Annotated in this window: 26 protein-coding genes and 1 pseudogene; 12 read left to right on the forward strand and 15 right to left on the reverse strand. The window is 59.4% G+C overall.

Going from position 1 to position 26,305, the window contains the following annotated elements:
* Window positions 1-55: 55 nt before the first annotated feature.
* Window positions 56-2,902, forward strand: a complete 2,847-nt coding sequence (locus tag ACA073_RS21285) for a valine--tRNA ligase (protein WP_497399289.1) — start codon at window positions 56-58, stop codon at window positions 2,900-2,902.
* A 246-nt stretch (window positions 2,903-3,148) separates the two neighbouring features.
* Complete coding sequence (gene rlmF, locus ACA073_RS21290) at window positions 3,149-4,171, forward strand: 23S rRNA (adenine(1618)-N(6))-methyltransferase RlmF (RefSeq protein WP_497399291.1); 1,023 nt, start codon at window positions 3,149-3,151, stop codon at window positions 4,169-4,171.
* 206 nt (window positions 4,172-4,377) lie between these two features.
* Here the strand turns inward: rlmF and ACA073_RS21295 are convergent, their stop codons facing one another.
* Entirely contained in the window at window positions 4,378-4,659 is a 282-nt protein-coding gene (locus tag ACA073_RS21295) for an HU family DNA-binding protein (protein ID WP_007905514.1), read from the reverse strand.
* Between the two features lie 394 nt (window positions 4,660-5,053).
* Between ACA073_RS21295 and yejK the strand changes: the two genes are divergently transcribed.
* Both yejK and ACA073_RS21305 read left to right on the forward strand, forming a co-directional pair.
* Window positions 5,054-6,058: a nucleoid-associated protein YejK gene (yejK, locus tag ACA073_RS21300; RefSeq protein ID WP_461953345.1), complete on the forward strand. Its 1,005-nt coding sequence runs from the start codon at window positions 5,054-5,056 to the stop codon at window positions 6,056-6,058.
* Window positions 6,058-6,408 (forward strand): glutaredoxin family protein, encoded by a 351-nt coding sequence (locus ACA073_RS21305; protein WP_497399293.1) that lies wholly within the window; start codon window positions 6,058-6,060, stop codon window positions 6,406-6,408. Before yejK ends, ACA073_RS21305 begins: the two co-directional genes overlap by 1 nt.
* A gap of 125 nt (window positions 6,409-6,533) precedes the next feature.
* Here the strand turns inward: ACA073_RS21305 and ACA073_RS21310 are convergent, their stop codons facing one another.
* The 5 genes from ACA073_RS21310 to ACA073_RS21330 all read right to left on the reverse strand — a co-directional run bounded on the left by ACA073_RS21310 (window position 6,534) and on the right by ACA073_RS21330 (window position 10,435).
* Window positions 6,534-7,472 (reverse strand): glutathione S-transferase family protein, encoded by a 939-nt coding sequence (locus ACA073_RS21310; RefSeq protein ID WP_497399295.1) that lies wholly within the window; start codon window positions 7,470-7,472, stop codon window positions 6,534-6,536.
* An 88-nt stretch (window positions 7,473-7,560) separates the two neighbouring features.
* A complete protein-coding gene (locus tag ACA073_RS21315) occupies window positions 7,561-7,878 on the reverse strand; it encodes a GIY-YIG nuclease family protein (protein WP_497399297.1) in 318 nt (105 codons plus the stop codon).
* A 39-nt stretch (window positions 7,879-7,917) separates the two neighbouring features.
* The gene (locus ACA073_RS21320) at window positions 7,918-8,388 is read right to left on the reverse strand and encodes a nuclear transport factor 2 family protein (RefSeq protein WP_497399299.1); all 471 of its coding nucleotides are present in this window, start codon (window positions 8,386-8,388) and stop codon (window positions 7,918-7,920) included.
* A gap of 111 nt (window positions 8,389-8,499) precedes the next feature.
* A complete protein-coding gene (locus tag ACA073_RS21325) occupies window positions 8,500-9,786 on the reverse strand; it encodes a CynX/NimT family MFS transporter (protein ID WP_497399301.1) in 1,287 nt (428 codons plus the stop codon).
* Window positions 9,776-10,435 (reverse strand): FadR/GntR family transcriptional regulator, encoded by a 660-nt coding sequence (locus ACA073_RS21330; protein WP_497399303.1) that lies wholly within the window; start codon window positions 10,433-10,435, stop codon window positions 9,776-9,778. Before ACA073_RS21330 ends, ACA073_RS21325 begins: the two co-directional genes overlap by 11 nt.
* Window positions 10,436-10,602: 167 nt before the next feature.
* On the opposite strand from ACA073_RS21330, the gene ACA073_RS21335 reads away from it, so the two are divergent.
* Together ACA073_RS21335 and ACA073_RS21340 are read left to right on the forward strand one after the other, a co-directional pair.
* Complete coding sequence (locus ACA073_RS21335) at window positions 10,603-10,914, forward strand: type II toxin-antitoxin system MqsR family toxin (protein ID WP_497399305.1); 312 nt, start codon at window positions 10,603-10,605, stop codon at window positions 10,912-10,914.
* Window positions 10,911-11,393, forward strand: a complete 483-nt coding sequence (locus ACA073_RS21340; RefSeq protein ID WP_497399307.1) for a type II TA system antitoxin MqsA family protein — start codon at window positions 10,911-10,913, stop codon at window positions 11,391-11,393. The genes ACA073_RS21335 and ACA073_RS21340 overlap by 4 nt, the downstream gene beginning before the upstream one ends.
* Before the next feature lie 234 nt (window positions 11,394-11,627).
* On the opposite strand, the gene ACA073_RS21345 is transcribed toward ACA073_RS21340, so the two are convergent.
* The 4 genes from ACA073_RS21345 to ACA073_RS21360 form a co-directional block, all read right to left on the reverse strand.
* Entirely contained in the window at window positions 11,628-12,392 is a 765-nt protein-coding gene (locus tag ACA073_RS21345; RefSeq protein ID WP_149628833.1) for an amino acid ABC transporter ATP-binding protein, read from the reverse strand.
* 10 nt (window positions 12,393-12,402) lie between these two features.
* Window positions 12,403-13,500 carry an amino acid ABC transporter permease gene (locus ACA073_RS21350; protein WP_497399309.1) on the reverse strand — a complete coding sequence of 366 codons (1,098 nt, stop codon included), beginning with the start codon at window positions 13,498-13,500 and terminating at the stop codon, window positions 12,403-12,405.
* 10 nt (window positions 13,501-13,510) lie between these two features.
* Window positions 13,511-14,692 (reverse strand): amino acid ABC transporter permease, encoded by a 1,182-nt coding sequence (locus ACA073_RS21355; RefSeq protein ID WP_497399311.1) that lies wholly within the window; start codon window positions 14,690-14,692, stop codon window positions 13,511-13,513.
* A 65-nt stretch (window positions 14,693-14,757) separates the two neighbouring features.
* Complete coding sequence (locus tag ACA073_RS21360) at window positions 14,758-15,789, reverse strand: amino acid ABC transporter substrate-binding protein (protein WP_497399313.1); 1,032 nt, start codon at window positions 15,787-15,789, stop codon at window positions 14,758-14,760.
* Between the two features lie 467 nt (window positions 15,790-16,256).
* On the opposite strand from ACA073_RS21360, the gene ACA073_RS21365 reads away from it, so the two are divergent.
* The 5 genes from ACA073_RS21365 (at window position 16,257) to ACA073_RS21385 (ending at window position 21,731) form a co-directional block, all read left to right on the forward strand.
* Entirely contained in the window at window positions 16,257-16,913 is a 657-nt protein-coding gene (locus ACA073_RS21365) for an alpha/beta hydrolase (RefSeq protein ID WP_497399315.1), read from the forward strand.
* 91 nt (window positions 16,914-17,004) lie between these two features.
* Entirely contained in the window at window positions 17,005-18,492 is a 1,488-nt protein-coding gene (rhlB, locus tag ACA073_RS21370; RefSeq protein ID WP_497399317.1) for an ATP-dependent RNA helicase RhlB, read from the forward strand.
* A gap of 297 nt (window positions 18,493-18,789) precedes the next feature.
* Window positions 18,790-19,737 carry an ornithine cyclodeaminase family protein gene (locus ACA073_RS21375; RefSeq protein WP_497399319.1) on the forward strand — a complete coding sequence of 316 codons (948 nt, stop codon included), beginning with the start codon at window positions 18,790-18,792 and terminating at the stop codon, window positions 19,735-19,737.
* A gap of 149 nt (window positions 19,738-19,886) precedes the next feature.
* The gene (locus ACA073_RS21380; protein ID WP_497399320.1) at window positions 19,887-21,014 is read left to right on the forward strand and encodes an NAD(P)/FAD-dependent oxidoreductase; all 1,128 of its coding nucleotides are present in this window, start codon (window positions 19,887-19,889) and stop codon (window positions 21,012-21,014) included.
* A gap of 90 nt (window positions 21,015-21,104) precedes the next feature.
* Entirely contained in the window at window positions 21,105-21,731 is a 627-nt protein-coding gene (locus tag ACA073_RS21385; RefSeq protein ID WP_084320493.1) for a helix-turn-helix transcriptional regulator, read from the forward strand.
* A 12-nt stretch (window positions 21,732-21,743) separates the two neighbouring features.
* Here ACA073_RS21385 and ACA073_RS21390 read toward each other — a convergent pair.
* The 5 genes and pseudogenes from ACA073_RS21390 to hmpA form a co-directional block, all read right to left on the reverse strand.
* Window positions 21,744-21,824 (reverse strand): annotated as a pseudogene (locus tag ACA073_RS21390) (outer membrane lipoprotein carrier protein LolA); the annotation flags it as partial.
* Between the two features lie 49 nt (window positions 21,825-21,873).
* Window positions 21,874-22,710, reverse strand: a complete 837-nt coding sequence (locus ACA073_RS21395; RefSeq protein ID WP_497397024.1) for an IS3 family transposase — start codon at window positions 22,708-22,710, stop codon at window positions 21,874-21,876.
* Window positions 22,707-23,009 (reverse strand): transposase, encoded by a 303-nt coding sequence (locus ACA073_RS21400; protein ID WP_497397026.1) that lies wholly within the window; start codon window positions 23,007-23,009, stop codon window positions 22,707-22,709. Before ACA073_RS21400 ends, ACA073_RS21395 begins: the two co-directional genes overlap by 4 nt.
* A gap of 100 nt (window positions 23,010-23,109) precedes the next feature.
* Window positions 23,110-23,337, reverse strand: a complete 228-nt coding sequence (locus tag ACA073_RS21405; RefSeq protein ID WP_497399322.1) for a hypothetical protein — start codon at window positions 23,335-23,337, stop codon at window positions 23,110-23,112.
* Between the two features lie 37 nt (window positions 23,338-23,374).
* Window positions 23,375-24,556, reverse strand: coding sequence for an NO-inducible flavohemoprotein (hmpA, locus tag ACA073_RS21410; protein WP_497399324.1), 1,182 nt, complete (start codon window positions 24,554-24,556; stop codon window positions 23,375-23,377).
* 156 nt (window positions 24,557-24,712) lie between these two features.
* On the opposite strand from hmpA, the gene norR reads away from it, so the two are divergent.
* On the forward strand, window positions 24,713-26,263 hold the full coding sequence (gene norR / locus ACA073_RS21415; RefSeq protein WP_497399326.1) for a nitric oxide reductase transcriptional regulator NorR: 1,551 nt from the start codon (window positions 24,713-24,715) through the stop codon (window positions 26,261-26,263).
* Window positions 26,264-26,305 lie beyond the last annotated feature (42 nt).

Below are 26,305 nucleotides of genomic sequence, written 5' to 3' on the forward strand. Positions count from 1 at the left end.
CCCCGCTATACTCGTCGGCTTTTCCTGAATTAATGCCAATAGGGTCCCGCCGCGCATGGATAAGACCTACCAGCCGCACGCCATTGAAACTTCCTGGTACAACACTTGGGAGTCAGAGAATTACTTCGCCCCGCAAGGCGCGGGCGAGTCCTACACCATCATGATCCCGCCGCCGAACGTCACCGGCAGCCTGCACATGGGTCACGGCTTCAATAACGCGATCATGGACGCCCTGATCCGTTTCCGCCGCATGCAGGGTCGCAACACCCTGTGGCAGCCGGGCACCGACCACGCTGGTATCGCCACGCAAATGCTGGTGGAACGCCAACTCGAAGCCAAAGGCCAGAGCCGCCACGACCTCGGCCGCGAGAAATTCCTGGAGAAAATCTGGGAATGGAAAGATGAATCCGGCGGCAACATCAGCCGTCAGATCCGTCGCCTAGGTTCGTCCGTCGACTGGAGCCGCGAGCGCTTCACCATGGACGATGGCCTTTCGGAATCGGTGAAAGAAGCCTTTGTGCGCCTGCACGAAGACGGCCTGATCTATCGCGGCAAGCGCCTGGTCAACTGGGACACCAAGTTGCACACGGCGATTTCCGACCTCGAAGTGGAAAACCACGACGAGAAAGGTTTCCTGTGGAACCTGAAGTACCCGCTGGCCGACGGCGCCAAGACCGCTGAAGGCAATGATTACCTGATCGTCGCGACCACTCGCCCGGAAACCATGCTCGGCGACGCTGCCGTGGCCGTTAACCCGAACGATGAACGCTACCAGGCCCTGATCGGCAAATTTGTCGAGCTGCCGCTGGTCGGCCGCCGCATTCCGATCATCGCCGACGATTACTGTGATCCAGAATTCGGCACCGGCTGCGTGAAAATCACACCAGCCCACGATTTCAACGACTACGAAGTCGGCAAGCGCCACAACCTGCCGCTGCTGAACATCTTCGACAAGAACGCCAACGTCCTGCCAGCCTGTCAGGTGTTCAACCTTGACGGCACGCTGAACGAAAGCATCGACGGCAAGATCCCGGCTGAATACGTCGGCCTCGACCGCTTCGAAGCGCGCAAGCAGATCGTTGCTGCGTTCGAGGCTGCCGGCCTCTTGGTCAGCATCAACGATCACGCGCTGAAAGTGCCGAAAGGCGACCGTTCCGGCACGATCATCGAGCCGTGGCTGACCGACCAGTGGTACGTGTCCACCAAGCCGTTGGCCGAGCCTGCGATTGCCGCCGTTGAAGACGGTCGTATCCAGTTCGTGCCCAAGCAATACGAAAACATGTACTTCTCGTGGATGCGCGACATCCAGGATTGGTGCATCAGCCGTCAGCTGTGGTGGGGCCACCGGATTCCGGCCTGGTACGACGAGTCTGGCAAAGTCTACGTCGGTCGCGACGAAGCCGAAGTACGTGCCAAGCACAACCTCGGCCCGGACGTTGCGCTGCAACAGGACAACGACGTTCTCGATACCTGGTTCAGTTCGGGCCTGTGGACGTTCTCCACGCTTGGCTGGCCTGAGCAGACCGAATTCCTGAAGAAATTCCACTCCACCGACGTGCTGGTCACCGGTTTCGACATCATTTTCTTCTGGGTTGCCCGGATGATTATGCTCACCATGCATTTGGTGAAAAACGAAGACGGCACGCCGCAGGTTCCGTTCAAGACCGTTTACGTTCACGGTCTGGTGCGCGATGGCCTGGGCCAGAAGATGTCCAAGTCCAAGGGCAACGTCCTGGACCCGCTGGACATCATCGACGGTATCGAACTGGAAGACCTGGTGCAGAAGCGCACCTCCGGCATGATGCAGCCGAAACTGGCGAAGAAGATCGAGAAGCAGACCCGCGACGAGTTCGCCGACGGCATCGCCAGCTACGGCACCGACGCCCTGCGTTTCACCTTCTGCTCGCTGGCGTCCACTGGTCGCGACATCAAGTTCGACATGGGCCGCGTCGAAGGCTATCGCAACTTCTGCAACAAGATCTGGAACGCCGCGCGCTACGTGCTGGACAAGGGCGAAGACTGCGGCCAGAACGGCGAAGCCTACGAACTGTCGCTGGCGGATCGCTGGATCATCTCGCAGCTGCAACGCACCGAAGCCGAAGTGACCCGTCAGCTCGATCAGTTCCGTTTTGACCTGGCCGCACAAGCCTTGTACGAGTTCATCTGGAACCAGTATTGCGACTGGTACCTGGAACTGTCCAAGCCAGTGCTGTGGGACGAAAACGCGCCAGTTGAACGTCAGCGCGGCACTCGCCGTACGCTGGTTCGTGTATTGGAAGTCGCGCTGCGTCTGGCGCATCCGTTCATGCCGTTCATCACCGAAGAAATCTGGCAGCGCATCGCACCGCTGGCCGGTATCGAAGGCAAGACGATCATGCTGCAGCCTTGGCCAGTGGCCAATGAAGAGCGCATTGATCCGGCGGCCGAAAACGATATCGAGTGGCTCAAGGAACTGATGCTCGGCACGCGCAACATCCGTGGCGAAATGAACATCGGTCCAGGCAAGCCGCTGAACCTGTTCCTGAAAAACGTCAGTGCCGAAGATCAGCGTCGTCTCACCGAGAACGAAGCCCTGTTGAAGAAACTGGCTCGCCTCGAATCCATTACCGTTCTGGCTGCCGGCGAAGAAGCTCCGCTGTCCGCCACCGCGCTGGTGGGTGAGATGGAAGTGCTGGTGCCGATGGCTGGTTTGATCGACAAGGACGCCGAACTGGCGCGTCTGGACAAGGAAATCCTGCGTCTGCAGGGTGAAGTCCAGCGCGTGGGCGGCAAACTGTCCAACGCCGGTTTCGTCGACAAGGCTCCGGCCGAAGTCATCGAGAAGGAACGCGCCAAACTGGCTGAAGCCGAACAGGCTTTGGGCAAGTTGGCCGAGCAGCATGCGCGGATTGCCAGTTTGTAACGGCACTGCGTGATGAAAAAGGGAGGCCCGCAACGGCCTCCCTTTTTTGTGCCTGCCACACTCGGCCAAACCCCACAAATCCCTGTGGGAGCGGGCTTGCTCGCGAAAGCGGTGTGTCAGCCAGCATTGAAGTTGACTGACACACCGCTTTCGCGAGCAAGCCCGCCCCCACAGGTATTGCGTTCACAAGGCTTGGATGTGGGACAATACCCGCCACTTTCAGCCATACCCGAATCGACCACGCCCATGACCGCCCCCCGCACACCCCGCCCTGCGCGCAAGAAGCCTGACTCCGCCACCCCGGCCAAAGCCGTGGAACCGCGTGAAAAGGCCAGCCTGCACCCGCGCAATCGCCATCAGGGTCGTTACGACTTCCCGGCGCTGATCAAAACCACGCCGGAACTGGCGAAGTTCGTGATCATCAACCCGTACGGCAAGGAAAGCATCGACTTCGCCAGCCCGGACGCGGTGCGGGTGTTCAACCGGGCGCTGCTCAAGTCGTTCTATGGCATCGCCCATTGGGACATTCCGGCCGATTACCTCTGCCCGCCGGTGCCTGGCCGTGCCGATTATGTGCACTTCCTGGCCGACCTGCTGGCCAGCGTCAACGACGGCGAAATCCCGCGCGGTGCGCCGGTCAAGGTGCTCGATATCGGCATGGGCGCCAACTGCGTCTATCCGTTGATCGGTTACAGCGACTACCGCTGGCACTTCCTCGGCTCGGAAATCGACCCGACAGCCGTGGCTGCCGCCAAAGCCATCGTGCAGTCCAATGGATTGAACAAAGCCATCCAGTTGCGCCAGCAAAGCAATCCCAAGCACATCCTGCTGGGTCTGCTCGAGCCGGGCGAGCGCTTTGACCTGACCATGTGCAACCCGCCGTTCCACGCGTCGATGGACGAAGCGACCAAGGGCAGCGAGCGCAAATGGCGCGCACTGGGCCGCGCCGACCCGAAACGCAAACTGCCAGTGCTGAACTTCGGCGGTCAGTCGGCTGAGCTGTGGTGTGAAGGCGGCGAAGCCCGTTTCGTGACGCAACTGATCGCCGAGAGCGCGCACTTCCAGCACAAAGTGCTGTGGTTCAGCACCCTGGTCTCGAAAGCCTCGAACCTGCCGGCGATTCAGACGGCGCTGAAAAAGGCTGGCGTACTGGAAAGCCAGGTGGTGGAAATGTCCCAGGGACAGAAGCAAAGCCGCTTCGTCGCCTGGACCTTCCAGACCAAATCCGAACAACAGGTCTGGCGCGAGCGTTGGGCGCGTAAAAGCTGAGTAAGGTTTATTTCCAAGCTGCGAAAATCTAATGTGGGAGCGGGCTTGCTCGCGAAAGCGGTGTGTCAGCCACTGTTGAAGTCGACTGACACACCGCTTTCGCGGGCAAGCCCGCTCCCACAGTGGCTTCGCGGTGTTTTGAGAAATCGCAGGCACAAAAAAGCCGTGCCCGGATCACTCCGGAGCACGGCTTTTTTTACTGCGTCTTACTTGTTAACAGCGTCGGTCAGGCCTTTGGCCACAACCAGCTTGATAACTTTCTTGGCAGCGATTTCGATGGCAGCGCCAGTCGAAGGGTTACGGCCGGTACGGGCAGGACGCTCAGTCACTTTCAGTTTGCCGATACCTGGCAGAGTGATTTCGCCGCCGTTTTCCAGCTGATCGGCAACGATTTGGCCCAGTTGGTCCAGAGCGTTACGCGCGGTGGTTTTTGGCGCGTCGATAGCTTCAGCGATGTCGGCGATCAGTTGGTCTTTAGTAAGAGCCATGTAGTGTTCCTTCCCTATCAAATTCATATGGATTGCAGAGTGCAGTGTCAGCCATCGAGCCCGATCTTCTGGATCTGGCACCCTCGGCCAATAACTACGGGATCGGGGTTATAGATACCGAAATCAGGGTTTGGTTCGACCTGACAAATGCTGAATGCACGCTTAACGCAGTGACTTTGCGTAAGACCGGGCAAAACTAGCACAGAGACGGGGAAATATCCGCCTCTAGCTACCCATTTGGTCAGCTTTATTGCTCTAAAACAGGAAAAAACCGCATAAGCGCTGCCGGGCGACTGCGAATTGCCCTTCGTACCGCGCCGAAACCAATGGTTGCGGTACACTTGGCACTTTTTGGGGGAGCACGCCCTCCTCTCTTCAATCAGCCGAGAAGCCCATGCCGATCCGTCATTGCATCGTCCACCTGATCGACAAAAAACCCGACGGCACGCCCGCAGTTCTCCACGCTCGCGACTCGGAACTGGCCGAGTCCAGCGCCATCGAGAACATGCTTGCCGACCTCAACGAGAGCTACAACGCCAAACAAGGCAAGGCGTGGGGGTTCTTTCATGCCGAGTCCGGGGCGCATCCGTTCAGCGGCTGGCTGAAGGAATACCTCGAGGGCGGCAAGGATTTCACGGCGTTCAGCCGTGTGGCGGTGGAACACCTGCAGAAGCTGATGGAAGAGTCGAACCTCTCTGTGGGCGGCCACGTGCTGTTTGCGCATTATCAGCAGGGCATGACCGATTACCTGGCGATCGCCCTGCTGCACCACAGTGAAGGCGTTGCAGTGACCGATCAGCTGGACGTGACCCCGTCCCGCCACCTCGACCTGGGCCAATTGCACCTGGCGGCGCGGATCAACGTCTCCGAATGGCAGAACAACAAGCAGTCCAAGCAGTACATTTCGTTCATCAAAGGCAAGAACGGCAAAAAGGTTTCGGAGTATTTCCGCGACTTCATCGGCTGCCAGGAAGGTGTCGACGGCCCGGGCGAAACCCGGACCCTGCTCAAGGCCTTCAGCGACTTCGTCGAAAGCGAAGACCTGCCGGAAGAGTCCGCTCGCGAGAAAACCAAGACCCTGGTGGATTACGCCAGCAGCCAGGCAAAAATGGGCGAACCCATGGGCCTGGAAGAACTCTCGGGGCTGATCGATGAGGAGCGCCCGAAAGCCTTCTACGATCACATCCGCAACAAGGACTACGGCTTGTCGCCCGAGATTCCGGCGGACAAACGCACCCTGAACCAGTTCCGTCGCTTTACCGGCCGCGCTGAAGGCTTGTCGATCAGCTTCGAAGCGCACCTGCTGGGCTCGAAGATCGAATACGACGAAGAGGCCGGGACGCTGATCATCAAAGGCCTGCCGACTCAGCTGACTGACCAGCTCAAGCGACGCAACTGATGCTCGGCAGCGTACTGAAGAAATGCCTGCTGATCCTGCTGGTGGTCGTGGTCTATCAGAACTGGGGCAAGATCGAGCGGGTGTTCAACCCCTCGCAGGTAGTGTCCGAGCAGACCCAGGCCAAGGCCAATGTCGTGCTCTACGCCACCGAGTGGTGTGGTTACTGCAAACTGACGCGGCGCTTTCTCGATCAGAAAGGCATTCCGTACAAGGAATTCGATATCGAGAAAGATGCCGAGGCGCGCAAGGCGTATGAGGCGTTGGGTGGCGGCGGCATTCCGATCATCGATGTGAACGGGACGTTGATTCGCGGGTTTGACCCGGACCAGATTCTCGCCGCCCTGAAATAATTCTCTCGGGATTATCAATACCTGTGGCGAGGGGATTTATCCCCGTTGGGCTGCGAAGCGGCCCCAAAGAAAAGGGACTGCTACGCAGTCCAACGGGGATAAATCCCCTCGCCACAAGTGTGTGTTTATCCGCGTTTTTCGATGCGAAACCCGAACCGCGGAAAGTGCACATGCACCACGCCGCCACGCTCGTCTTCTCGACGCAGAATCAATTCTTCACGCCCGGCAAACAGCAACTCCCCGACCACCGGATCAACACCGTAATCGGTCGCGGCGATGACCACCTGCTGACCCGCCTCAAAACCATTCGGTTCATCAAACTGCTCATCCGGCAAAGCCGCCGGCGTCGCGTTGCGCGCCACTTCCAGCGCCTCTTCGGCAGACATCTCGCTGGACGCGCCGTGACCGAAACCCATCACCCGCCCGAACCATGCTGATACCGCCGGATAAGCATCAACCAACGGTGCAGTCACCGGCGTCGCCTTGAGGAACCAAAGACAATGAGCCAGGGAGAAGTCGGCAATCGACGGTTTGCCGAACAGGAAATCGCCCTGCTCACGCTGAAGCTGCTGCTCCAAGCGCGCCATGATCGTCGGCCATTGATGCCGCGCTTGCCCGGCCGACAACTTTGTAGCGCTGCCACCACTGAACAGCCCGGCGCGATCAGCGAGGAATGCCTTGATCGCTTCCGGCGGCAGATGGCCGAAACGCACTGCTATCGATTCTGGCTGAAACACCAGACTCACAGCATGCTGGAACACTACCGAATCGGCCCACGCAGCGAAGGTCGCGGCGATCATTTCCTGACCTTCCGGGAAGAACGCTGGCAAGGCTTTTTCCTGCTCCAGGCGACGGGCGATCAACGAAGTGTCGCAGTAGATGTCCGCGCCAATCTGCAACACCGGGGTCTTGCGGTAACCGCCGGTCAAGGCCGTCAAATCGGGTTTTGGCATCACCGGCGAGATCTTCACCGAGCGCCAGGACAACCCCTTGAAGCCCAGCAGCAGGCGAGCCTTTTCGGCGAAAGGGGACGTCGGGTAATGATGCAGAATCAACTCGGACATGCTCGGCACCGCCGCACGGAAAAGGAATTCGCAGCTTAGCGCGCAATCCGCAGGCAGCCTACAGATCTGCCTGATGGGAAATGATCACTCAGATTGATAAGCCCGCAGCAAAGGTCGCCACCAGGCATTCCTTGGCGCTTTTCTTGAGTTTTTTGATCAGCCGTTCCTGGCGCAGCGCTTCGCTTTTGTCGCGGCAGATTTCGGTGTAAACCAGTGCCATGGCCGGGCTGGAGAGAAAGAAGCGTGCGCCTTTGCCGCTTTGGTGTTTGGCGAAGCGGCGTACGGGATCGTCGCTGATCCCGCAGTAAAGCGAGCCATTGGCCGCGCGAACGAGGTAGACAAACCAGGGTTTGCTGACCGGCACCGATTCGGCGGCAATGAGGGAAGATTCGCTCTGGGTGTTCACGTGACGATCAAGGCTTGTAGGAAACAAGCCGCGATCTTATCAGCGACTGGCCTGGAATGCCTTCAGCCCCTTCAAGGCCTGAGCGCGAACGGCGTTTCTCACCAGCGGCGTCCAGCCCAGCAGCAGCCCCTTGAAACCCAGCGCCTGACGCGACCAGGTCCACAGATCGAAGCGGTCGTGATGCTCGCAGATCTTGCCGTCGCGAAAAACGAAACGGGCCTGAATGTCGTTGACCACGGTGTTGCCGGTCTGGCTGAACAGGTACGTCGCCACCCAATGCGCGCCGCCGGTACGCTCATCGCTGCGCACGTTGTCGAAGGTCAGGGAAAAATCCTTGGCCCGGGTGGTGAGCATGCGCCACATGTCGCCGGCATCACGACCGCGCAGTTCGCCGAACGCCGGATCGCTGAACACCACATCGTCGGTGTAGCAGGCGGCCATGGCCTCGGCATCCAACCGCTGGAAGGCTTGGTAGAACCGGGTGATCAATGCGCTGTGGACATCACTCATGGGCAGGCTCCTTGGGCTTGCAAAGTCACTTCGAAAGATTGCCTGCACGATAGTCAACAAACGCGCGGAACACTATTGGCATTCTTGGGCCGAATACCGACAGTGCGGGTGTCAGACCTTTTCGCTTTCGACCTGGACGTACAGCGAACGCCCGGCGCCAAGGCCGGCGATGATCGCGCCGAGGCCGATCACGCCGAAGATCCAGCCCACGGCGTTCCAGCCGCCGGTCCAGTCGTGCACGATGCCGACCGCGAACGGCCCCATCGACGCCAGGGTGTAACCGAAGCCCTGAGCCATGCTCGACAGGTTGGCCGCGACGTGCGCGTCCCGCGAGCGCAAGACAATCAGGGTCAACGCCAGACTGAACGTCCCGCCCTGCCCCAGACCGAGCAGAATCGCCCAGCCCCACAGGCCTTCGATCGGCGCGTAGAGGCAACCGAACAGACCGCCGAGCGTCAACACCATGACGATCACGATCGCCAGACGCTGATCCTTGCCGCGAGTCGCCAGCCACGGCGCGGCCAGTGAACTGGCCAGCTGGACAATGACAGAACCCGAGAGCACCAGGCCAGCCTGGGTCGGTGTCAGCCCGCGGCCGATCAGGATCGACGGCAACCAGCCGAACACGATGTACGCCAGGGATGATTGCAGTCCCATGTACAAGGTCACTTGCCAGGCCAACGGGTCACGCAACAGACCGCGAACCCGGTAGGCAACGTGATGCGCGCCGTGTTTCTGACCGACTTGCGGCAACCAGAACATCGCCGCGACCAGCGCCGGAATCACCCAGAAGCCGAGGCCCAACGCCCAGCTCTTGTCGAAGTGTTCGCTCAACGGCACGGTCGCGCCCGCCGCCATCGCGGCGCCCAGACACAGGGCCATGGTGTAGACGCCGGTCATGGTGCCCGCGTGTTTCGCGAAGTCGCGCTTGACGATGCCCGGCAACAACACGCCGATGACACCGATGCTTGCGCCGGCCAGCACGCTGCCGGAAAACAGGCCGATTTCACCGAACGAACTGCGCAGAATGATGCCGCCGGCCAGAGTCAGAAGGATGCCCAACACCACCCGTTCCGCGCCGAAACGCCGCGCCAGAATCGGCGCCAGTGGCGCAAACAGACCCAGGCAAAGCACTGGCAACGTGGTCAGTAAACCGGCCTGCGCCGCAGACAACCCGAGGCTTTTCGACACCTCACTCAGCATGGGCGCCATGCTCGACAACGCCGGCCGCAGGTTCAGTGCGACCAGAATCAAACCGAGCAACAGCAGCCATGGACGGCGCAGGATCGGGTGACTTTGCTGGACTTGTTCGTCATCGGCCTCGGCGTCAATCAGCAGTTCTTCGAGTTCTGCTGTGCGCTTGGGACTGGACATGGCGTTTTCGCTTTCAAGGTTCATTGATCAATTGTCTCGACAAGGCTTTGGCCCGTTCCGGGTCGCGTTGTTCGACGGCATCGAGCAGTTCGATGTGCAGGTCGAACACTTCCTGGCGGCGCGGGGTGATGTTCAAGGTCTGGCGCAATTGCGCGCCGATGACGCTGGAGAAATAGCGATACAACTCGCTGAGGGTCGGGTTGTGCGCGGCGTCCACCAGACGGCGGTGGAACACCAGATCGCAGGCGATGTAGGTGTCGAGATCACCGTGGTAATGGCTGCCGCTGACGCCCAGCGCCTCGCGCAGCTCTTTCAAATCCTCATCGGTACGACGCAGCGCCGCCAGGCCGATGGCTTCGACTTCCAGGATGTGCCGGGTTTCCCTGGCTTGCTCAAGAGAGCAGCGGGACAACGCTTTCAGGGTGTCGAGCGGATCAATCACCGCTCGCAAATAGCTGCCGTCGCCCTGACGGATTTCGATCAACCCGGAAAACGCGAGCACACGCATGGCTTCGCGGACGGTATTGCGGCTGATGCCCAGCTCTGCGGACAGTTCCGGTTCGGTGGGCAAGCGTTGACCAACGGTCCAGACGCCTTCGGTGATGCGCAGGCGTAGCTGATCCAGAGCCTGATCGACCAGGGAGCGTTTAACTAATGGAGAAATGTCTGACATAAGGCTCGCCTTTTCATCCAATCATAGGATGAATTTTCTGACATGTTAGTCAGCTCCGAGTAGGACGGCAACCGCCTACGGTAATGGAGAGGCAAAAGGAGCGGGATTTTCGATTAGTCAAAATTACCCTTTAAGGGTAATTTCAGGGACAGGGTTCAGGGTTTCTTATGGACAAGAACAAACCCCATTACGACCTGGCAGTGATCAAGGCGGATGTCAGGCGGCTTGGAAGCAAAGGATTCACCAGCACCGCTAAAAACAGCGGCAGGGTTCTCGGCTTGAACCTCTTGGAGATGCAAGAGGTCATTTTCGAGCTTCAAGGAAAGATGCTGTTCAAGTCGATGACCACCTATGACGATCATCGAGTATGGCAAGACGTCTATCACATCAACTCACACGGTATGGAGATCTACATAAAGGTGACGTACCGCCCCGGCGGTGGACCACCAGTGATCTCCTTCAAGGAGAAATCCCAATGAAAACCCAGCAGTGTTTTAGCTGCGGAGCCCGGGAAGGAATGCGACATTTCGAGGGTCGCAGTGAAACCATGAGCGTCAAAGGAATGGAGCGCCGCGTCGACGACTTATCTGGCTGGGAATGCCAGATGTGTGGGGAGGTCGAGTTAGACGACAGTTGTTCAGAGCGTCATTCAGACGCGGGCGACGAACTGGTTATTGCAGCAAGGCAGATGATCGGCGACGAGATGAAGCGAATCCGTCGCAAACTACACTTATCACAAAAAGAAGCAGTCCAATTGTTGTCCGGTGGAGGCCACAACGCGTTTTCCCGGTACGAGCGCGGCGAAGTATTGCCACCTAAGGCGTTGATGCTGTTGATGCGACTGCTTGATCGCTATCCGCATTTACTCGCCGATGCGAAAGCCTTGGGTGAGGGGGCGGATTTAAGGGGGTTCAAGCATACAGAGCACAAAGAGCACGAAACCCTCACCGTTTCCTGAGCGCAAAAAAACCCGGCGCGAGGCTAATGCCTGTCAGTTAAGAGAGTTTGTAGGAGCGAGCTTGCTCCGGGCGGCGTTCCGACGATGGACTTCAGGACGACGCGTGTATCCAGAAAATACGCGTTATCGTTGGCGTCCATCGCGAGCAAGCTCGCTCCTACAAGAGTCAGCTTTCGCTTAACTGATCAGCATTACGGCACGAGGCCGGGTTTATTTTTTTGAGTCAGTCTGGCATCAATGCAGAATCTGGCTCAGGAACAACTTGGTCCGCTCATTCTGCGGATTATCGAAGAAGTCGTTCGGTGCAGCCTGCTCAACGATTTCACCCTTGTCCATGAAGATCACGCGGTTGGCCACGGTGCGGGCGAAGCCCATTTCGTGGGTCACGCAGAGCATGGTCATGCCGTCTTCGGCGAGGCCGATCATGGTGTCCAGAACCTCCTTCACCATCTCTGGGTCGAGTGCGGAAGTCGGCTCATCGAACAACATGATTTTCGGTTTCATGCACAGGGCGCGGGCAATCGCCACGCGCTGCTGCTGACCGCCGGACAGTTGCCCCGGGAATTTATGCGCCTGCTCCGGAATGCGGACGCGCTCCAGGTAATGCATGGCGATTTCTTCGGCCTGACGCTTGGGCATCTTGCGCACCCACATCGGCGCCAGCGTGCAGTTCTGCAGGATGGTCAGGTGCGGGAACAGGTTGAAGTGCTGGAACACCATGCCGACTTCACGGCGGACCGATTCGATCTGCTTGAGGTCGTTGGTCAGTTCCACGCCATCGACCACGATACGGCCCTGCTGGTGTTCTTCCAGACGGTTGAGGCAGCGGATGGTGGTGGATTTACCGGAACCCGACGGGCCACACAGGACGATACGCTCGCCCTGTTTGACATTCAGGTTGATGTCTTTCAACACGTGAAACTGGCCATACCACTTGTTCACGCCCTGCATCTGAATAATGCCTTCAGGGCTCACAGGCTTTTTGATTGCTTCGCTCATGACAAAACTCCTAACGCTTGTGGCCTGTGTCCAGCTTACGTTCCAAATGCATGGAATAGCGGGACATACCAAAACAGAAAATCCAGAACACCAGGGCTGCGAACACATAGCCTTCAGTGGCCATGCCCAACCATTTCGGGTCGGCGGCGGCTTGTTTGACGCTGTTGAGCAAGTCGAAAAGACCGATGATGATCACCAGGCTCGTGTCTTTGAACAGCGCAATGAAGGTGTTGACGATGCCCGGGATCACCAGCTTCAGGGCTTGCGGCAGAATCACCAGGCCCATGCTGCGCCAGTAACCGAGGCCCATCGCGGCGGCCGCTTCGTACTGACCTTTGGGAATCGCTTGCAAACCGCCGCGCACCACTTCGGCGACGTAGGCCGACTGGAACAGGATCACGCCGATCAGTGCCCGCAGCAGCTTGTCGAAGTTCATGCCTTCTGGCAGGAACAACGGCAGCATCACCGAGGACATGAACAGCACCGTGATCAACGGCACGCCGCGCCAGAATTCGATGAAGGTCACGCAGACCACCCGAATCGCCGGCATGTTCGAACGACGGCCCAGAGCCAGGACGATACCCAGCGGCAGTGCGCCGGCAATACCGACAGTGGCGATCACCAGGGTCAGCATCAGGCCGCCCCACTGGCTGGTCGCTACTTGGGTCAGGCCGAAAACGCCGCCATGCAACAGGCACCAGGCAATGATCGGGTACAGCACCAGAAAGCTCAGGCCATACACGGCTTTACGGTGAAAGCGCGAGATGAATAATGGTGCCACGCCGATGACCGCCAGCCACACGGTCAGGTCCACACGCCAGCGCAGTTCCGGCGGATAGTAGCCGTACATGAACTGGCCGATACGCTGCTGGATGAACACCCAGCAGGCGCCTTCCTTGGTGCAGTCGGCGCGGGTGGTGCCGACCCAGTTGGCGTCGATGATTGCCCATTCCAGGATCGGCGGAACCACCAGGTAAATCAGGTAGAACGCAAACAGGGTCAGCAGGGTATTGAGCCAGCTGGAGAACATGTTCGCACGCATCCACGCCATCGGCCCGAAGACTTTGCTCGGTGGCGGCATGTCAGGTTTGAAAGTATGAGTACTCATGCGCTTTTCCTTACCGCTCGATCAGCGCAATGCGCTTGTTGTACCAGTTCATCAGCAGGGAAATGCTGATACTGATCGCCAGGTACACGCTCATGGTGATCGCAATCACCTCGATCGCCTGCCCGGTCTGGTTCAGCACCGTACCGGCGAACAACGAAACCATTTCCGGGTAACCGATACCGGCCGCCAGCGAAGAGTTCTTCGCCAGGTTCAGGTATTGGCTGGTGAGCGGTGGAATGATCACGCGAAGGGCTTGCGGGATGATCACCTTGCGCAGGGTCGGACCGTTGCGCAGACCCAGCGAGTGCGCCGCTTCGGTCTGGCCGTGGCTGACCGACTTGATGCCCGAACGCACGATCTCGGCGATGAACGCCGCGGTGTACACGGTCAGGGCCAGGGTCAGCGCCAGCAGTTCCGGGATCAGCACCCAGCCACCGACGAAGTTGAAGCCCTTGAGTTCAGGCATTTCCCAGTGCACAGGTGCGCCGAAGATCAGCGCGCACAGTGCCGGGATCACCAGGAACAGCGCCAGGCCGGTCCAGAATTTGTGAAACGGTACGCCGGTTGCTTCGAAGCGCTTGTTGGCCCAGCGAGTCATCAGCACGATGGCGACAATGGCCACGACGATGCTGACCACAAACGGCCAGAAACCGTCGGCCGCCAGCGCTGCGGGCATGTTCAGGCCGCGGCTGCTGACGAAGAAGGTGTCGCCGAAGTTATGGCTGTTGCGCGGCCCCGGCATGGTCAGGAACACTGCGAAGTACCAGAACAGGATTTGCAGCAGCGGCGGAATGTTGCGGAAGACTTCCACATAAACAGTCGCCAGCTTGGCGATGATCCAGTTCTTCGACAGCCGTGACACGCCGACGATGAACCCGAGGATCGTCGCCAGGATCACGCCGATGAAGGTCACCAGCAACGTGTTGAGCAGGCCGATGACAAACACCCGGGCATAGCTGTCCGATTCGGTGTAGTCAATCAGGTGTTGAGCGATGCCGAAACCGGCACTGCGCTCCAGAAAGTCGAAACCGGAAGTAATGCCCCGGTGCTGAAGGTTGGTCTGCGTGTTGTCGAACAGGTACCAGCCCATCGAGACCACCGCCACAATGGTGATGATCTGAAATAGCCACGCACGCACTTTGGGATCGCTGAGGCTGAGCCTCTGCTTTGGTGCGCCGATTGAATTTTGCATGAAGTGCCCCGGATGTAATGGAACAGAACATCACCCGGCGGTTGGCCCACCGGGTGATAGAACCATCAGCGCACTGGTGGTGCGTATTGAATGCCGCCAGCGTTCCACAAGGCGTTCAGCCCGCGGTCGATTTCCAGCGGAGTGCTCTTGCCGAGGTTTTTCTCGAACACTTCGCCGTAGTTGCCGACCTGCTTGACGATCTGTACGACCCAGTCTTTCTTCACTTTCAGGTCTTTGCCGTATTCACCGTCGGTGCCCAGCAGACGAGCGACGTCCGGGTTCTTGGTGCCCTTGGCTTCAGCTTCGACGTTTTTCGAAGTGACGCCTGCCTCTTCAGCGTTGAGCATGGCGTAGCCAACCCAGCGCACGATGGCCAGCCACTCGTCGTCGCCGTTACGCACGACAGGGCCCAGTGGCTCCTTGGAAATGGTTTCCGGCAGAACGACGTAGTCCTTCGGCGAAGCCAGCTTGCTGCGCTGGGCGAACAGCTGGGATTTGTCGGAAGTCAGTACGTCGCAACGACCGGATTCCAGCGACTTGGCGCTTTCGTCGGAGGTGTCGAAGGTGATCGGGGTGTACTTCAGGTTGTTGCCGCGGAAGTAGTCGGAAACGTTCAGCTCGGTAGTGGTACCGGCCTGGATGCAGATGGTTGCACCGTCCAGCTCTTTGGCACTTTTCACGCCCAGCTTGTTGTTTACCAGGAAGCCGATGCCATCGTAGTAAGTGATGAAGCCAGGGAATTTCAGACCCATGCCCGAATCACGGGAGCTGGTCATGGTGGTGTTCCGCGACAGGATGTCAATTTCGCCCGACTGCAGCGCGGTGAAGCGCTCTTTGGCGTTCAACTGACTGAACTTGACCTTGGTCGCATCGCCGAATACGGCAGCGGCCACAGCGCGGCAGTAATCAGCATCGATACCAACGATCTTGCCGGTGGAGTCCGGAACCGAGAAACCCGGCAGGCCATCACTGACGCCGCACTGTACAAAACCTTTCTTCTGTACTGCATCCAGGGTTGCACCCGCCTGAGCGAACCCGCTGACACCGAGCACTGCGGCTGCAGTCACGATGGCCAGGGTGGATTTCAACATCTTCATTCAAACCTCCAGTTTTGCTCTTGTTGTGTCGGAGCTTGAGTCCAGTCGCACCCTTATGAGGCGTAGTCGACCCGTGTTGGCTTTTTTTGGGGTCAACCGACGTAGGACCTGCGCTATGAGTCTAGTAGGAGAAAATCCACATCATGGACCACTCACTTCTCACCAATCGGCCGAACGGGCTGTAGCCCTTTCACGTTCGCGAAGCCCGTAGCGGCCGCTGGCGAACATCCATCACCGGATTTTTTGCTATCCCACCACGAACAATGGCCTGATAGTGTTACCGACAGGCGTGGGATTTTCGTACAGGCTTTCCTATAGCAAAGCCCGTACCAGACCGCCCGCCAAAGCACTTACGGGACAGGTCAATAGCAAAACTTGTAGCCTTGCGACATCTTCGTAACTGATCAACCTGACGCGCACTCACATCACGCACTCAATGAGAGCGCACGCACACATTTGGAGCAGCCATGACCGAGCCCTTGATTCTTCAACCCGTCAAGCCCGCAGACGCCTGCGTTATCTGGCTGCACGGCTTGGGCGCCGACCGCTATGACTTCCTGCCAGTGGCCGAAGCCCTGCAGGAAACCCTGTTGAGCACCCGCTTCGTGCTGCCGCAAGCACCGACCCGCGCGGTGACCATTAATGGCGGTTACGAGATGCCGAGCTGGTACGACATATTGGCCATGAGCCCGGCGCGCGCGATCAGCCGCGAGCAGCTTGAGGCGTCGGCAGACAGAGTCATTGAATTGATCGAAGTGCAGCGCGCCAGCGGAATAGACGCCTCGCGGATTTTCCTGGCCGGTTTTTCCCAAGGCGGCGCCGTGGTGTTACACGCCGCGTTTCTGAAATGGCAGGGGCCATTGGGTGGCGTACTTGCCCTCTCTACTTATGCACCGACTTTCAGTGACGAACTGGAGCTTTCCGCCAGCCAGCAACGCATTCCGGTGCTGTCGTTGCACGGTCAGTACGATGACGTGGTGCAAAACGCCATGGGTCGCACCGCTTACGAGTATTTAAAGCAGCATGGTGTCACCGTGACATGGCAGGAATACCCAATGGGCCACGAAGTGTTACCCGAGGAAATTCGCGACATCGGCGTCTGGCTCGCCGAGCGCTTGCGTTAACGGCTCAAGCGAAAAACCGCCCATTGATCCCTCCCACTACGCCGCGCCCGATTCTTGCATTACACTGGCCGGCACTTAACCAATTGATGAGATGACCGTGCTCAAAGCACTCAAGAAAATGTTCGGTAAAAGCGAGACTGAGCAGCTCGCGCCAGCCTCCAGCGCTCCGTCTCACACCCCCAGCCACCGCACCGACGGTAATCAGCCTGGCCGGACCGCCCCCGTAGCGGCACCGAAACACGCGCCGAAGGCCCCATCGGTTACTCCCGCCGCCCCGCCCATTGCCGCTGAAGCGCCGCAAACCGAAGCCCCGAAACCGGCAAAACCGCGTCGCGAGCCCAAGCCAAAGGCGCCGGTCATTCCCTGGAAGCTCGAAGATTTCGTCGTCGAACCCCAGGAAGGCAAAACCCGTTTCCACGATTTCAAACTCGCCCCGGAACTGATGCACGCCATCCAGGACCTCGGCTTCCCGTATTGCACGCCGATCCAGGCCCAGGTGCTGGGTTTCACCCTCGCCGGCAAAGATGCCATCGGTCGCGCCCAGACCGGCACCGGCAAAACCGCTGCATTCCTGATTTCGATCATCACCCAGTTACTGCAAACCCCGCCGCCGAAAGAGCGCTACATGGGTGAGCCACGGGCGCTGATCATCGCGCCGACCCGTGAACTGGTGGTGCAGATCGCCAAGGACGCCGCCGACCTGACCAAGTACACCGGCCTCAACGTCATGACGTTTGTCGGCGGCATGGACTTCGACAAGCAGCTCAAGCACCTCGAAGCCCGTCACTGCGACATCCTCGTCGCGACCCCGGGCCGCCTGCTCGACTTCAACCAGCGCGGAGACGTGCACCTGGACATGGTCGAAGTGATGGTGCTGGACGAAGCCGACCGTATGCTCGACATGGGCTTCATCCCGCAAGTGCGACAGATCATTCGCCAGACACCGCCGAAGAATGAACGTCAGACGCTGCTGTTCTCCGCGACCTTCACCGAAGACGTGATGAACCTCGCCAAGCAATGGACCACCGACCCGTCGATCGTCGAGATCGAGTCGCAGAACGTGGCCAGCGAAAACGTCGAGCAGCACATCTACGCGGTGGCCGGTGCCGACAAATACAAACTGCTCTACAACCTGGTCAACGACAACGGTTGGGAACGGGTGATGGTCTTCGCCAACCGCAAGGATGAAGTGCGTCGCATCGAAGAACGCCTGGTGCGCGATGGCGTCAACGCCGCGCAACTGTCCGGCGATGTGCCGCAACACAAGCGCATCAAAACCCTCGAAGGCTTCCGCGAAGGCAAGATCCGCGTGCTGGTGGCGACCGACGTGGCCGGTCGCGGTATTCACATCGACGGCATCAGCCACGTGATCAACTTCACCCTGCCGGAAGTCCCGGACGACTACGTGCACCGTATCGGCCGAACCGGTCGTGCTGGCGCCGATGGTGTGTCCATCAGTTTTGCCGGGGAAGACGACTCCTACCAGCTACCGTCCATCGAGGCGCTGCTGGGTCGCAAGATCAGCTGTGAAACGCCACCGACGCATCTGTTGCGGGCGGTTGAGCGCAAGCGCCCGTAACGCGGGTCGCAACAAAAGAGGCGCAGCCGGCAACGGACTGCGCTTTTTTTTCGCCCGGATTTTTTCGTCAGGAGTGTCGAAAACATACTGTAGGAGCGAGCTCGCTCGCGATGGTCGTGAACGATAACGCCTAAAATCAGACGCCCCGTGGCGCCCTAGAGTTTTTCGCGAGCGAGCTCGCTCCTACAGGATGGAATGCGGTGTAAACCTATTTCAGCAGTAAACAAGGAGCTTGCCTCACATAACAAAAAGTCCATAATGGACAAATTAGTTTATTTCCAGCTCCCGGAGCCGCTCATGTCCAGCACGCCTTATGTGATCACCCAACCCCAGGCTCGCGAACTGCTGGCGCAGGTCGACGTTCCGCAGATCCTGCGCAAGCTGTTCCGCGACCTGGCCGTCGGGCAGGCTGTGCAACCGGCGCAGCAACTGGTGGAATTTCCCAAGGCTGCCGGCGACTTCATCAACTACCTGGGCGTGCTGGCCGAAGACGGGGTGTACGGGGTCAAGACGTCGCCGTATATCGTGCGCGAACAAGGCCCGCTGGTGACCGCGTGGACCTTGCTGATGTCGATGCAGACCGGCGAACCGCTGCTGTTGTGCGATGCCGGCGAACTGACCACCGCGCGCACCGCCGCGACCACCGCGGTCGCCGTCGATGCCCTCGCCCCGCTGAATGCAAAACGTCTGGCGATCATCGGCAGTGGCAAGGTTGCGCTGGCGCATCTGCATTACGTCAAAGGCCTGCGCGACTGGAAAGGCATCAACCTTTACTCGCCGAACCTGAGCGACCTCAGTCCTGAAACGCTGGCACAGATCAAAAGCCTCGATCCACGCCTGACCTTTGTCGACAGTCGCGACGCAGCCGTTCAGGGCGCCGACGTGATCATGCTCTGCACTTCGTCCGCAGGACCTGTGATCGACCCGGCCAGTCTGGGCAAACCGGCGCTGATCACCTCCATCAGCACCAACGCCCCACGCGCCCACGAAGTGCCGCCGCAGAGCCTCAATGATATGCAGGTGTTCTGCGACTATCGTCTGACCACCCCGGGGTCGGCGGGCGAAATGCTGATTGCCGGCGAGCAACATGGCTGGGACAAGCGCTTGATTGTCGGCGACCTGCCCGATCTGCTGAGCGAAAAAGTCCAGCGCCCCGGTTATGACCGTCACGTGTTCTTCCGCTCCATCGGCCTGGGCCTGGAAGACATCGCGCTGGCCAATGCCATTTACCGCCTACAGCCCTAACACTTAAATCCCTGTGGGAGCGGGCTTGCTCGCGAAAGCGGTGTGTCAGTCAACATCATTGGTAACTGACAAACCGCATTCGCGAGCAAGCCCGCTCCCACAAGGGGTTCTCTACAATTTCGGCATTTTCGCCCCATCAGGAGACGTTCATGAGCCAGGCAGATTTCATCATCATCGGCGGCGGGATTGCCGGCGCTTCCACCGGTTTCTGGCTGTCGCAGCACGCCCGCGTGATTGTGCTCGAACGCGAATCCCATCCGGCCTATCACTCCACCGGACGTTCGGCCGCGCTATTCACCGCTGCTTATGGAACACCGCAAGTCCGGGCACTGACCCAGGCCAGCCGCGATTTCTTCGACGCCCCGCCCGCCGGTTTCTGCGAACACCCGCTGCTGACCCCGCGCGGCGAGATGACCGTGGATTTCACCGGCGACCCGGTCGAGCTGAACAATCAATACCTCAGCGCCAAAGCCACGGTGCCCGAAATGCAATTGCTCAGCGCCGACGACGCCTGCACGCGCCTGCCGATCCTGCGCCGGGAAAAAGTCCACGGAGCGATCTACGATCCGACCGCCAGCGACATCGACACCGACGCCTTGCATCAGGGTTACCTGCGCGGCATCCGGCGCAATAAAGGTGAAGTGCACACCGACAGCGAAGTCCTGAGCCTGACCCGCGATGCCGAAGGCCTGTGGCACGTTCAAACCAACGGCCAGACCTTCAGCGCCCCGGTCATCATCAACGCCGCCGGTGCCTGGGCCGACAAGATCGGCGAACTGGCCGGCGCCCGACCGCTGGGCCTGCAACCGAAGCGCCGCGCCGCGTTCATCTTCGCCGGGCCGGAAGGCGTGGACATCCACCATTGGCCGATGCTGGTCAGCCTCGACGAATCGTTCTACATGAAGCCCGACGCCGGCATGTTCCTCGGCTCGCCGGCCAACGCCGACCCGGTGGAACCGCACGACGTGCAGCCCGAAGAACTGGACATCGCCATGGGCATCTACCAGATCGAAGAAGCCACCACCCTGACCATCCGCCGTCCGACCCGTACCTGGGCCGGCCTGCGCAGCTTCGTGTCCGACGGCGACTTGCTGTCCGGTTTCGATCTGCAGGTGCCAGGCTTGTTCTGGGTGGCAGCGCAAGGCGGTTATGGCATCCAGACCTCGCCCGCCATGGGCCAGGCCAGCGCCGCACTGGTACGCGGCGAACCCTTGCCCGAGCAGCTCACGCGTTTCGGTCTGGATGCCGGGATGCTCTCCCCCGCTCGCCTGGGCTGATCCGCGTCCTCAGGTGACGTGTCGCCACGATTGCGGCAAACTTCCAGCGCCCTTTTTGCAGGGCGCTGACGCTGCCTGGAGCTCCACTGTATGAACGCACCTGTAAAAGACCCGGCCCTGGACAACTTCCGAGCGATTGCCGATGCCATCGCCACGTTGTTCTTTCCCCACGCCGAGGTGGTGCTGCACGATCTGCGCACACAGAAAGTCGATTACATCGCCAATAACCTGTCGAAACGGGAAGTCGGTGACGACTCCGCGCTGGAAGACATGCTCAGCGATGACATCAGCGAACGAAACATCGGTCCGTACGAAAAGCTCAACTGGGATGGTCAGAAGATTCGCAGCCTGAGCAGCGTCCTGCGCGACAGCAACGGTCATCCACTGGCCGTGCTGTGCATCAATCTGAATATTTCGCTGTTCGAAAATGCCAAGGCAGCGCTGGATCTGTTCCTGTCGCCGAGCAAGCTGATTCCGCAACCGGATTCACTGTTTCGCGATGACTGGCAGGAGAGGATCAACACCTTCCTCCACGGCTGGCTGCGCGAACGTCAACTGAGCCTGAACCTGCTGACCCGCGACCACAAACGCGAACTGGTGCTGGCCCTGCACGCCGAAGGCGCCTTCAAGGGCAAAAGCGCCTCCAACTATGTGGCGAACGTGCTGAACATGGGACGGGCGACGGTGTACAAGCATTTGAAGGAATTGAAGGGCTGAAACGCCAACGTTCACTGTAGGAGCGAGCTTGCTCGCGAAAAACCTGAGAACGCCTCGGGGTGTCAGGCTTCCAGCGTTATCGTTAACGTCCATCGCGAGCAAGCTGAACTGGTCAAGTAATTTTGGACACCAGTTAAGGTTTTCACGCCGCCAGTTTCTCCATAGCTACCGGCGACCGGTAGTCGTTGTAGCTATGGAGTCTGACGTTGTTGTAACGCATCACATAACGCTGCACATCCACGCGGGCTTCATGCTCTGAGCGGTAGCCGTCTTCTGGCACCCACTCTGATTTCAGGCTCCCAAAGAAACGCTCCATCGGGGCGTTGTCCCAGCACTCACCTTTGCGACTCATGCTTTGCAGGAGTCCATGCTTGCGCATCTCATTCCTGAATTTATGGCTGGTGTATTGGCAGCCTTGATCAGAGTGAAACAGCACTTCTTTGGGACGGCCTCGCAACTCGACTGCCATTCGCAATGCTTCGCAGGTCAGCGTGGCATCGGAAATCATTGAAAACGACCAACCCACGATCCGGCGAGCGAACAGATCCAGCACCGCCGCAAAATACATCCAGCGCTTGCCGACCTTGATGTACGTCACATCGCCACACCACACCTGGTTGATCGCCGTGACATCAAACTTGCGCTTGAGCACATGTGGCGCCACCAGTGCTTCCACGCCGGAAGATTTGTACTTATGCCGCCTGCGCTGATGACTGGCGACACCGGCTTCGCGCATCAAGCTGCGAGCCATATGGCGCCCGACACGATGCCCCTTGGCTTGCAGCTCCCTGGAAAGGGTGCGAGACCCTGCGGACGCTCTGGATTCCTTGTGATGCTCGACCAGCACGGCTTTAAGTTTCTCCCGCTCAGGCTTCACCTTGCCTTGGCGCTGACGCCAGGCGTAAAAGCTGCTGCGGTTGACTCCAAACGCCCGACAGCAATTGTTAACGCCGTACTGCTCGTCCAGCTCATTGATCAACGAGAATGATCTTTGGAGTCCAAAAGCAGGAGAGCACTGGCCTTTTTTAGGATTTCAATGTCCAGGTCTTTTTGCCTGAGCAACGCTTTGAGCTGCTGAATCTCTCGCTGATCGGCGGTAATCGCCTTGGCGCCCTCAGGGGTCGAACCCAAGCGCTCCTTGCGAACCTGATCGACCCAACGGCGCAAGGCGGTAGGGCCAATATCCAGACTGGTACAGACTTCTGGAACTGACCGGCCCTCGTCCAGCACCATGCCGGCAGCCTTGAGCTTGAACTCACTGGAATAAGATTTACGCATATCCAAACACCTCAGATTTGGGCGCCATCATAGCGCCCGATTGAAGTGTCCAAAATCATTAGGCCAGTTCAAGCTCGCTCCTACAGGGGATATTTGGCGGTTATTCCAACGCCGAAGCCGGGCCGAAGAACTCGTAACGGCTTTGCGTCTCCGGCACACCCAACGCTTTCAGGTGACGCTTCACCGCCGCCATGAAGCCTTTTGGCCCCAGGAAGTACGCATCCAGATCGCGTTCCTGCGGCAACCACTCTGTAGGAGCGAGCTTGCTCGCGAAAAACCTGAGAACGCCACGGGGTGTCAGGCTTCCAGCGTTATCGTTAACGTCCATCGCGAGCAAGCTCGCTCCTACAGGGGATATTCGGCGGTTATTCCAAAGCCGAAGCCGGGCCGAAGAACTCGTAGCGGCTTTGCTTCTCCGGCACACCCAACGCTTTCAGGTGACGCTTCACCGCCGCCATGAAGCCTTTTGGCCCCAGGAAGTACGCATCCAGATCGCGTTCCTGCGGCAACCACTCGCCCAGTTGCTCCTGACTCAACAACCCGACCTTGTGCGCCGCCGGGCTCACGCCGTCATCTTCGTTGTAGCAATAGAAGCGCTTGAGTTGCGGGTGACGCTCGGCCAATCCATCAATCCAGTCGCGGAAGGCGTGAACGCTGCCGTTGCGTGCGCAGTGGATAAAGTGCACCGGCCGTTCGGTTTTCAGCGCTGCTTCGAGCATGGCCAGGGTCGGGGTGATGCCGACGCCGCCGCTGATCAGCACCAACGGTTTGTCGCTATCGGTCAGGGTGAACTCACCCGATGGCGGGAACAGCTGAAGGCTGGCGCCGACATGCAGTTGATCGTGCAGATGATTTGAGGCACGACCGCCCGCCTCACGTTTGACACTGATACGGTACTGGCCTTTGTTCGCCAGGGCCGACAGCGAATAGTTACGACGAATCTCTTCACCATCGAGGATCAGTTTCATACCGATGTACTGGCCGGGTTCAGCGGCAAGGATCGGGCCTTTGTCAGCCGGCTCGAAGTAGAACGAAATGATTTCCGCGCTTTCCTCGACCTTGGCCGCGACAATGAATTCCCGCGCACCGCGCCAGCCGCCGGGTGCCTGCTCTTTCTGGTCGTAGATGCTGGTTTCGGCACCGATCAGGATCTCGGCCAATTGACCGTAGGCCGCGCCCCAGGCGCTCATGACTTCCGGCGTGGCAATCTCGTCACCCAGCACTTCGGAAATCGCCCGCAGCAGGCAGGTGCCGACAATCGGATAGTGTTCGGGGAGGATTTGCAGGGCCACGTGTTTGTTGATGATCTTGGCCACCAGGTCGCCCAACTGGTCGAGCTGATCGATGTGGCGCGCATACATCAACACGCCATTGGCCAGGGCGCGGGGCTGATCACCGCTGGCCTGGTGAGCCTGGTTGAACAGCGGGCGGACTTCCGGATATTCGGAGAGCATCATGCGGTAGAAATGCGTGATCAATGCTTCGCCACCGCTTTCCAGCAACGGCACGGTGGATTTGACGATTGCACGATCTTGAACGCTAAGCATAAGGTGACTCCTGAGCGACTTGGGTTTCTAACTGATTGCTCTATCCTTATCAGTTTCCGTGCCAGTTATTTAATCGTTAAAAATCAATATGTTATAAACATTCTAGTCATAACGACACAGCCTGGCTTATAGTCATATCGACTACATGGAGTCACTATGACTGCAAAATCCCTGCTGACTGCCCTATTGCCGCTGGTCTCGGACCTGTCCCGCGAACTCCCTGAAGGCGAGCGCTATCGGCGCCTGCTCGAAGCCATGCGCGCCCTGCTCCCCTGCGACGCCGCCGCACTGTTGCGCCTCGATGGTGAATGGCTGGTGCCGCTGGCCGTCGACGGCTTGAGCACTGACACCCTCGGCCGACGCTTCAAGGTCAGCGAACATCCGCGTTTCGAAGCGCTGCTCAGCAGTCCCGGCCCGACCCGCTTCGCCGCCGACAGCGACCTGCCCGACCCTTACGACGGGTTGGTCGATGGTCTCCATGAACATCTGGAAGTCCACGACTGCATGGGCTGTCCGCTGTTTATCGACGAGCGCCCGTGGGGCTTGCTGACCCTCGATGCGCTCGACCCGGAGCGCTTTGAACCGATCGAACTGGACGCCCTGCAAGCCTTCGCCAGCCTCGCCGCCGCCACGGTCAATGCCGCCGAGCGCATCGAACGGCTGGCCAATCGTGTCGAAGACGAACATCAGCGCGCCGAGGTTTACCGTCAGGCCAGCGGTCAGCAGAACCGCGAGATGATCGGCCAGAGCAAGGCCCACAAACGGCTGGTGGAAGAAATCAGCCTGGTGGGCGGCAGCGACCTGACCGTGTTGATCACCGGGGAAACCGGGGTCGGCAAGGAGCTGGTGGCCCAGGCGATTCACGCCGCCTCGCCCCGGGCCGACAAACCGATCATCAGCCTCAACTGCGCCGCGCTGCCGGACACGCTGGTGGAAAGCGAACTGTTCGGCCATGTGCGCGGCGCCTTTACCGGGGCGACCAGCGACCGCCGTGGCAAGTTCGAACTGGCCAATGGCGGCACGCTGTTTCTCGATGAAGTCGGCGAGCTGTCGCTGACCGTGCAGGCCAAACTGCTGCGCGTGCTGCAAAGCGGTCAGTTGCAGCGGCTGGGGTCGGACAAGGAACATCAGGTCGACGTGCGACTCATCGCCGCGACCAATCGCGACCTCGCCGAAGAAGTGCGCAGCAGCCGTTACCGAGCCGATTTCTATCACCGTTTGAGCGTTTACCCGCTGCTGGTGCCGGCCCTGCGGGATCGCGGGCGGGATGTGCTGCTGCTCAGCGGTTTCTTCCTGGAGCAGAACCGCTCGCGCATGGGCCTCAACAGCCTGCGCCTGAACAGCGATGCCCAGGCCGCGTTACTCGCGTATGACTGGCCGGGTAACGTGCGAGAGCTGGAGCACTTGATTGGTCGTAGCGCGTTGAAAGCCTTGGGTAACTGCAAGGAACGGCCGAAGATTCTAAGCTTGAGTGCAGCGGATCTGGACTTGCCCAGCGGCAGCGTAGAAGTGGCGGTCGAGCAACCGGCTGCGACTCCGGTGGCGTTGGTGTCAGGGGATTTGCGCGAGGCGACTGAAAATTATCAGCGCCAGTTGATCGGCGCATGCCTGGAACGGCACCACAACAACTGGGCGAGCGCGGCGCGTGAGCTAGGCCTGGATCGGGCGAATCTTGGGCGGATGGCCAAACGACTGGGTATGAAGTGACGGCCCCTTCGCGAGCAAGCCCGCTCCCACACTGGATCTGCA

The sequence above is a fragment of the Pseudomonas sp. LBUM1670 genome (assembly GCF_059695695.1).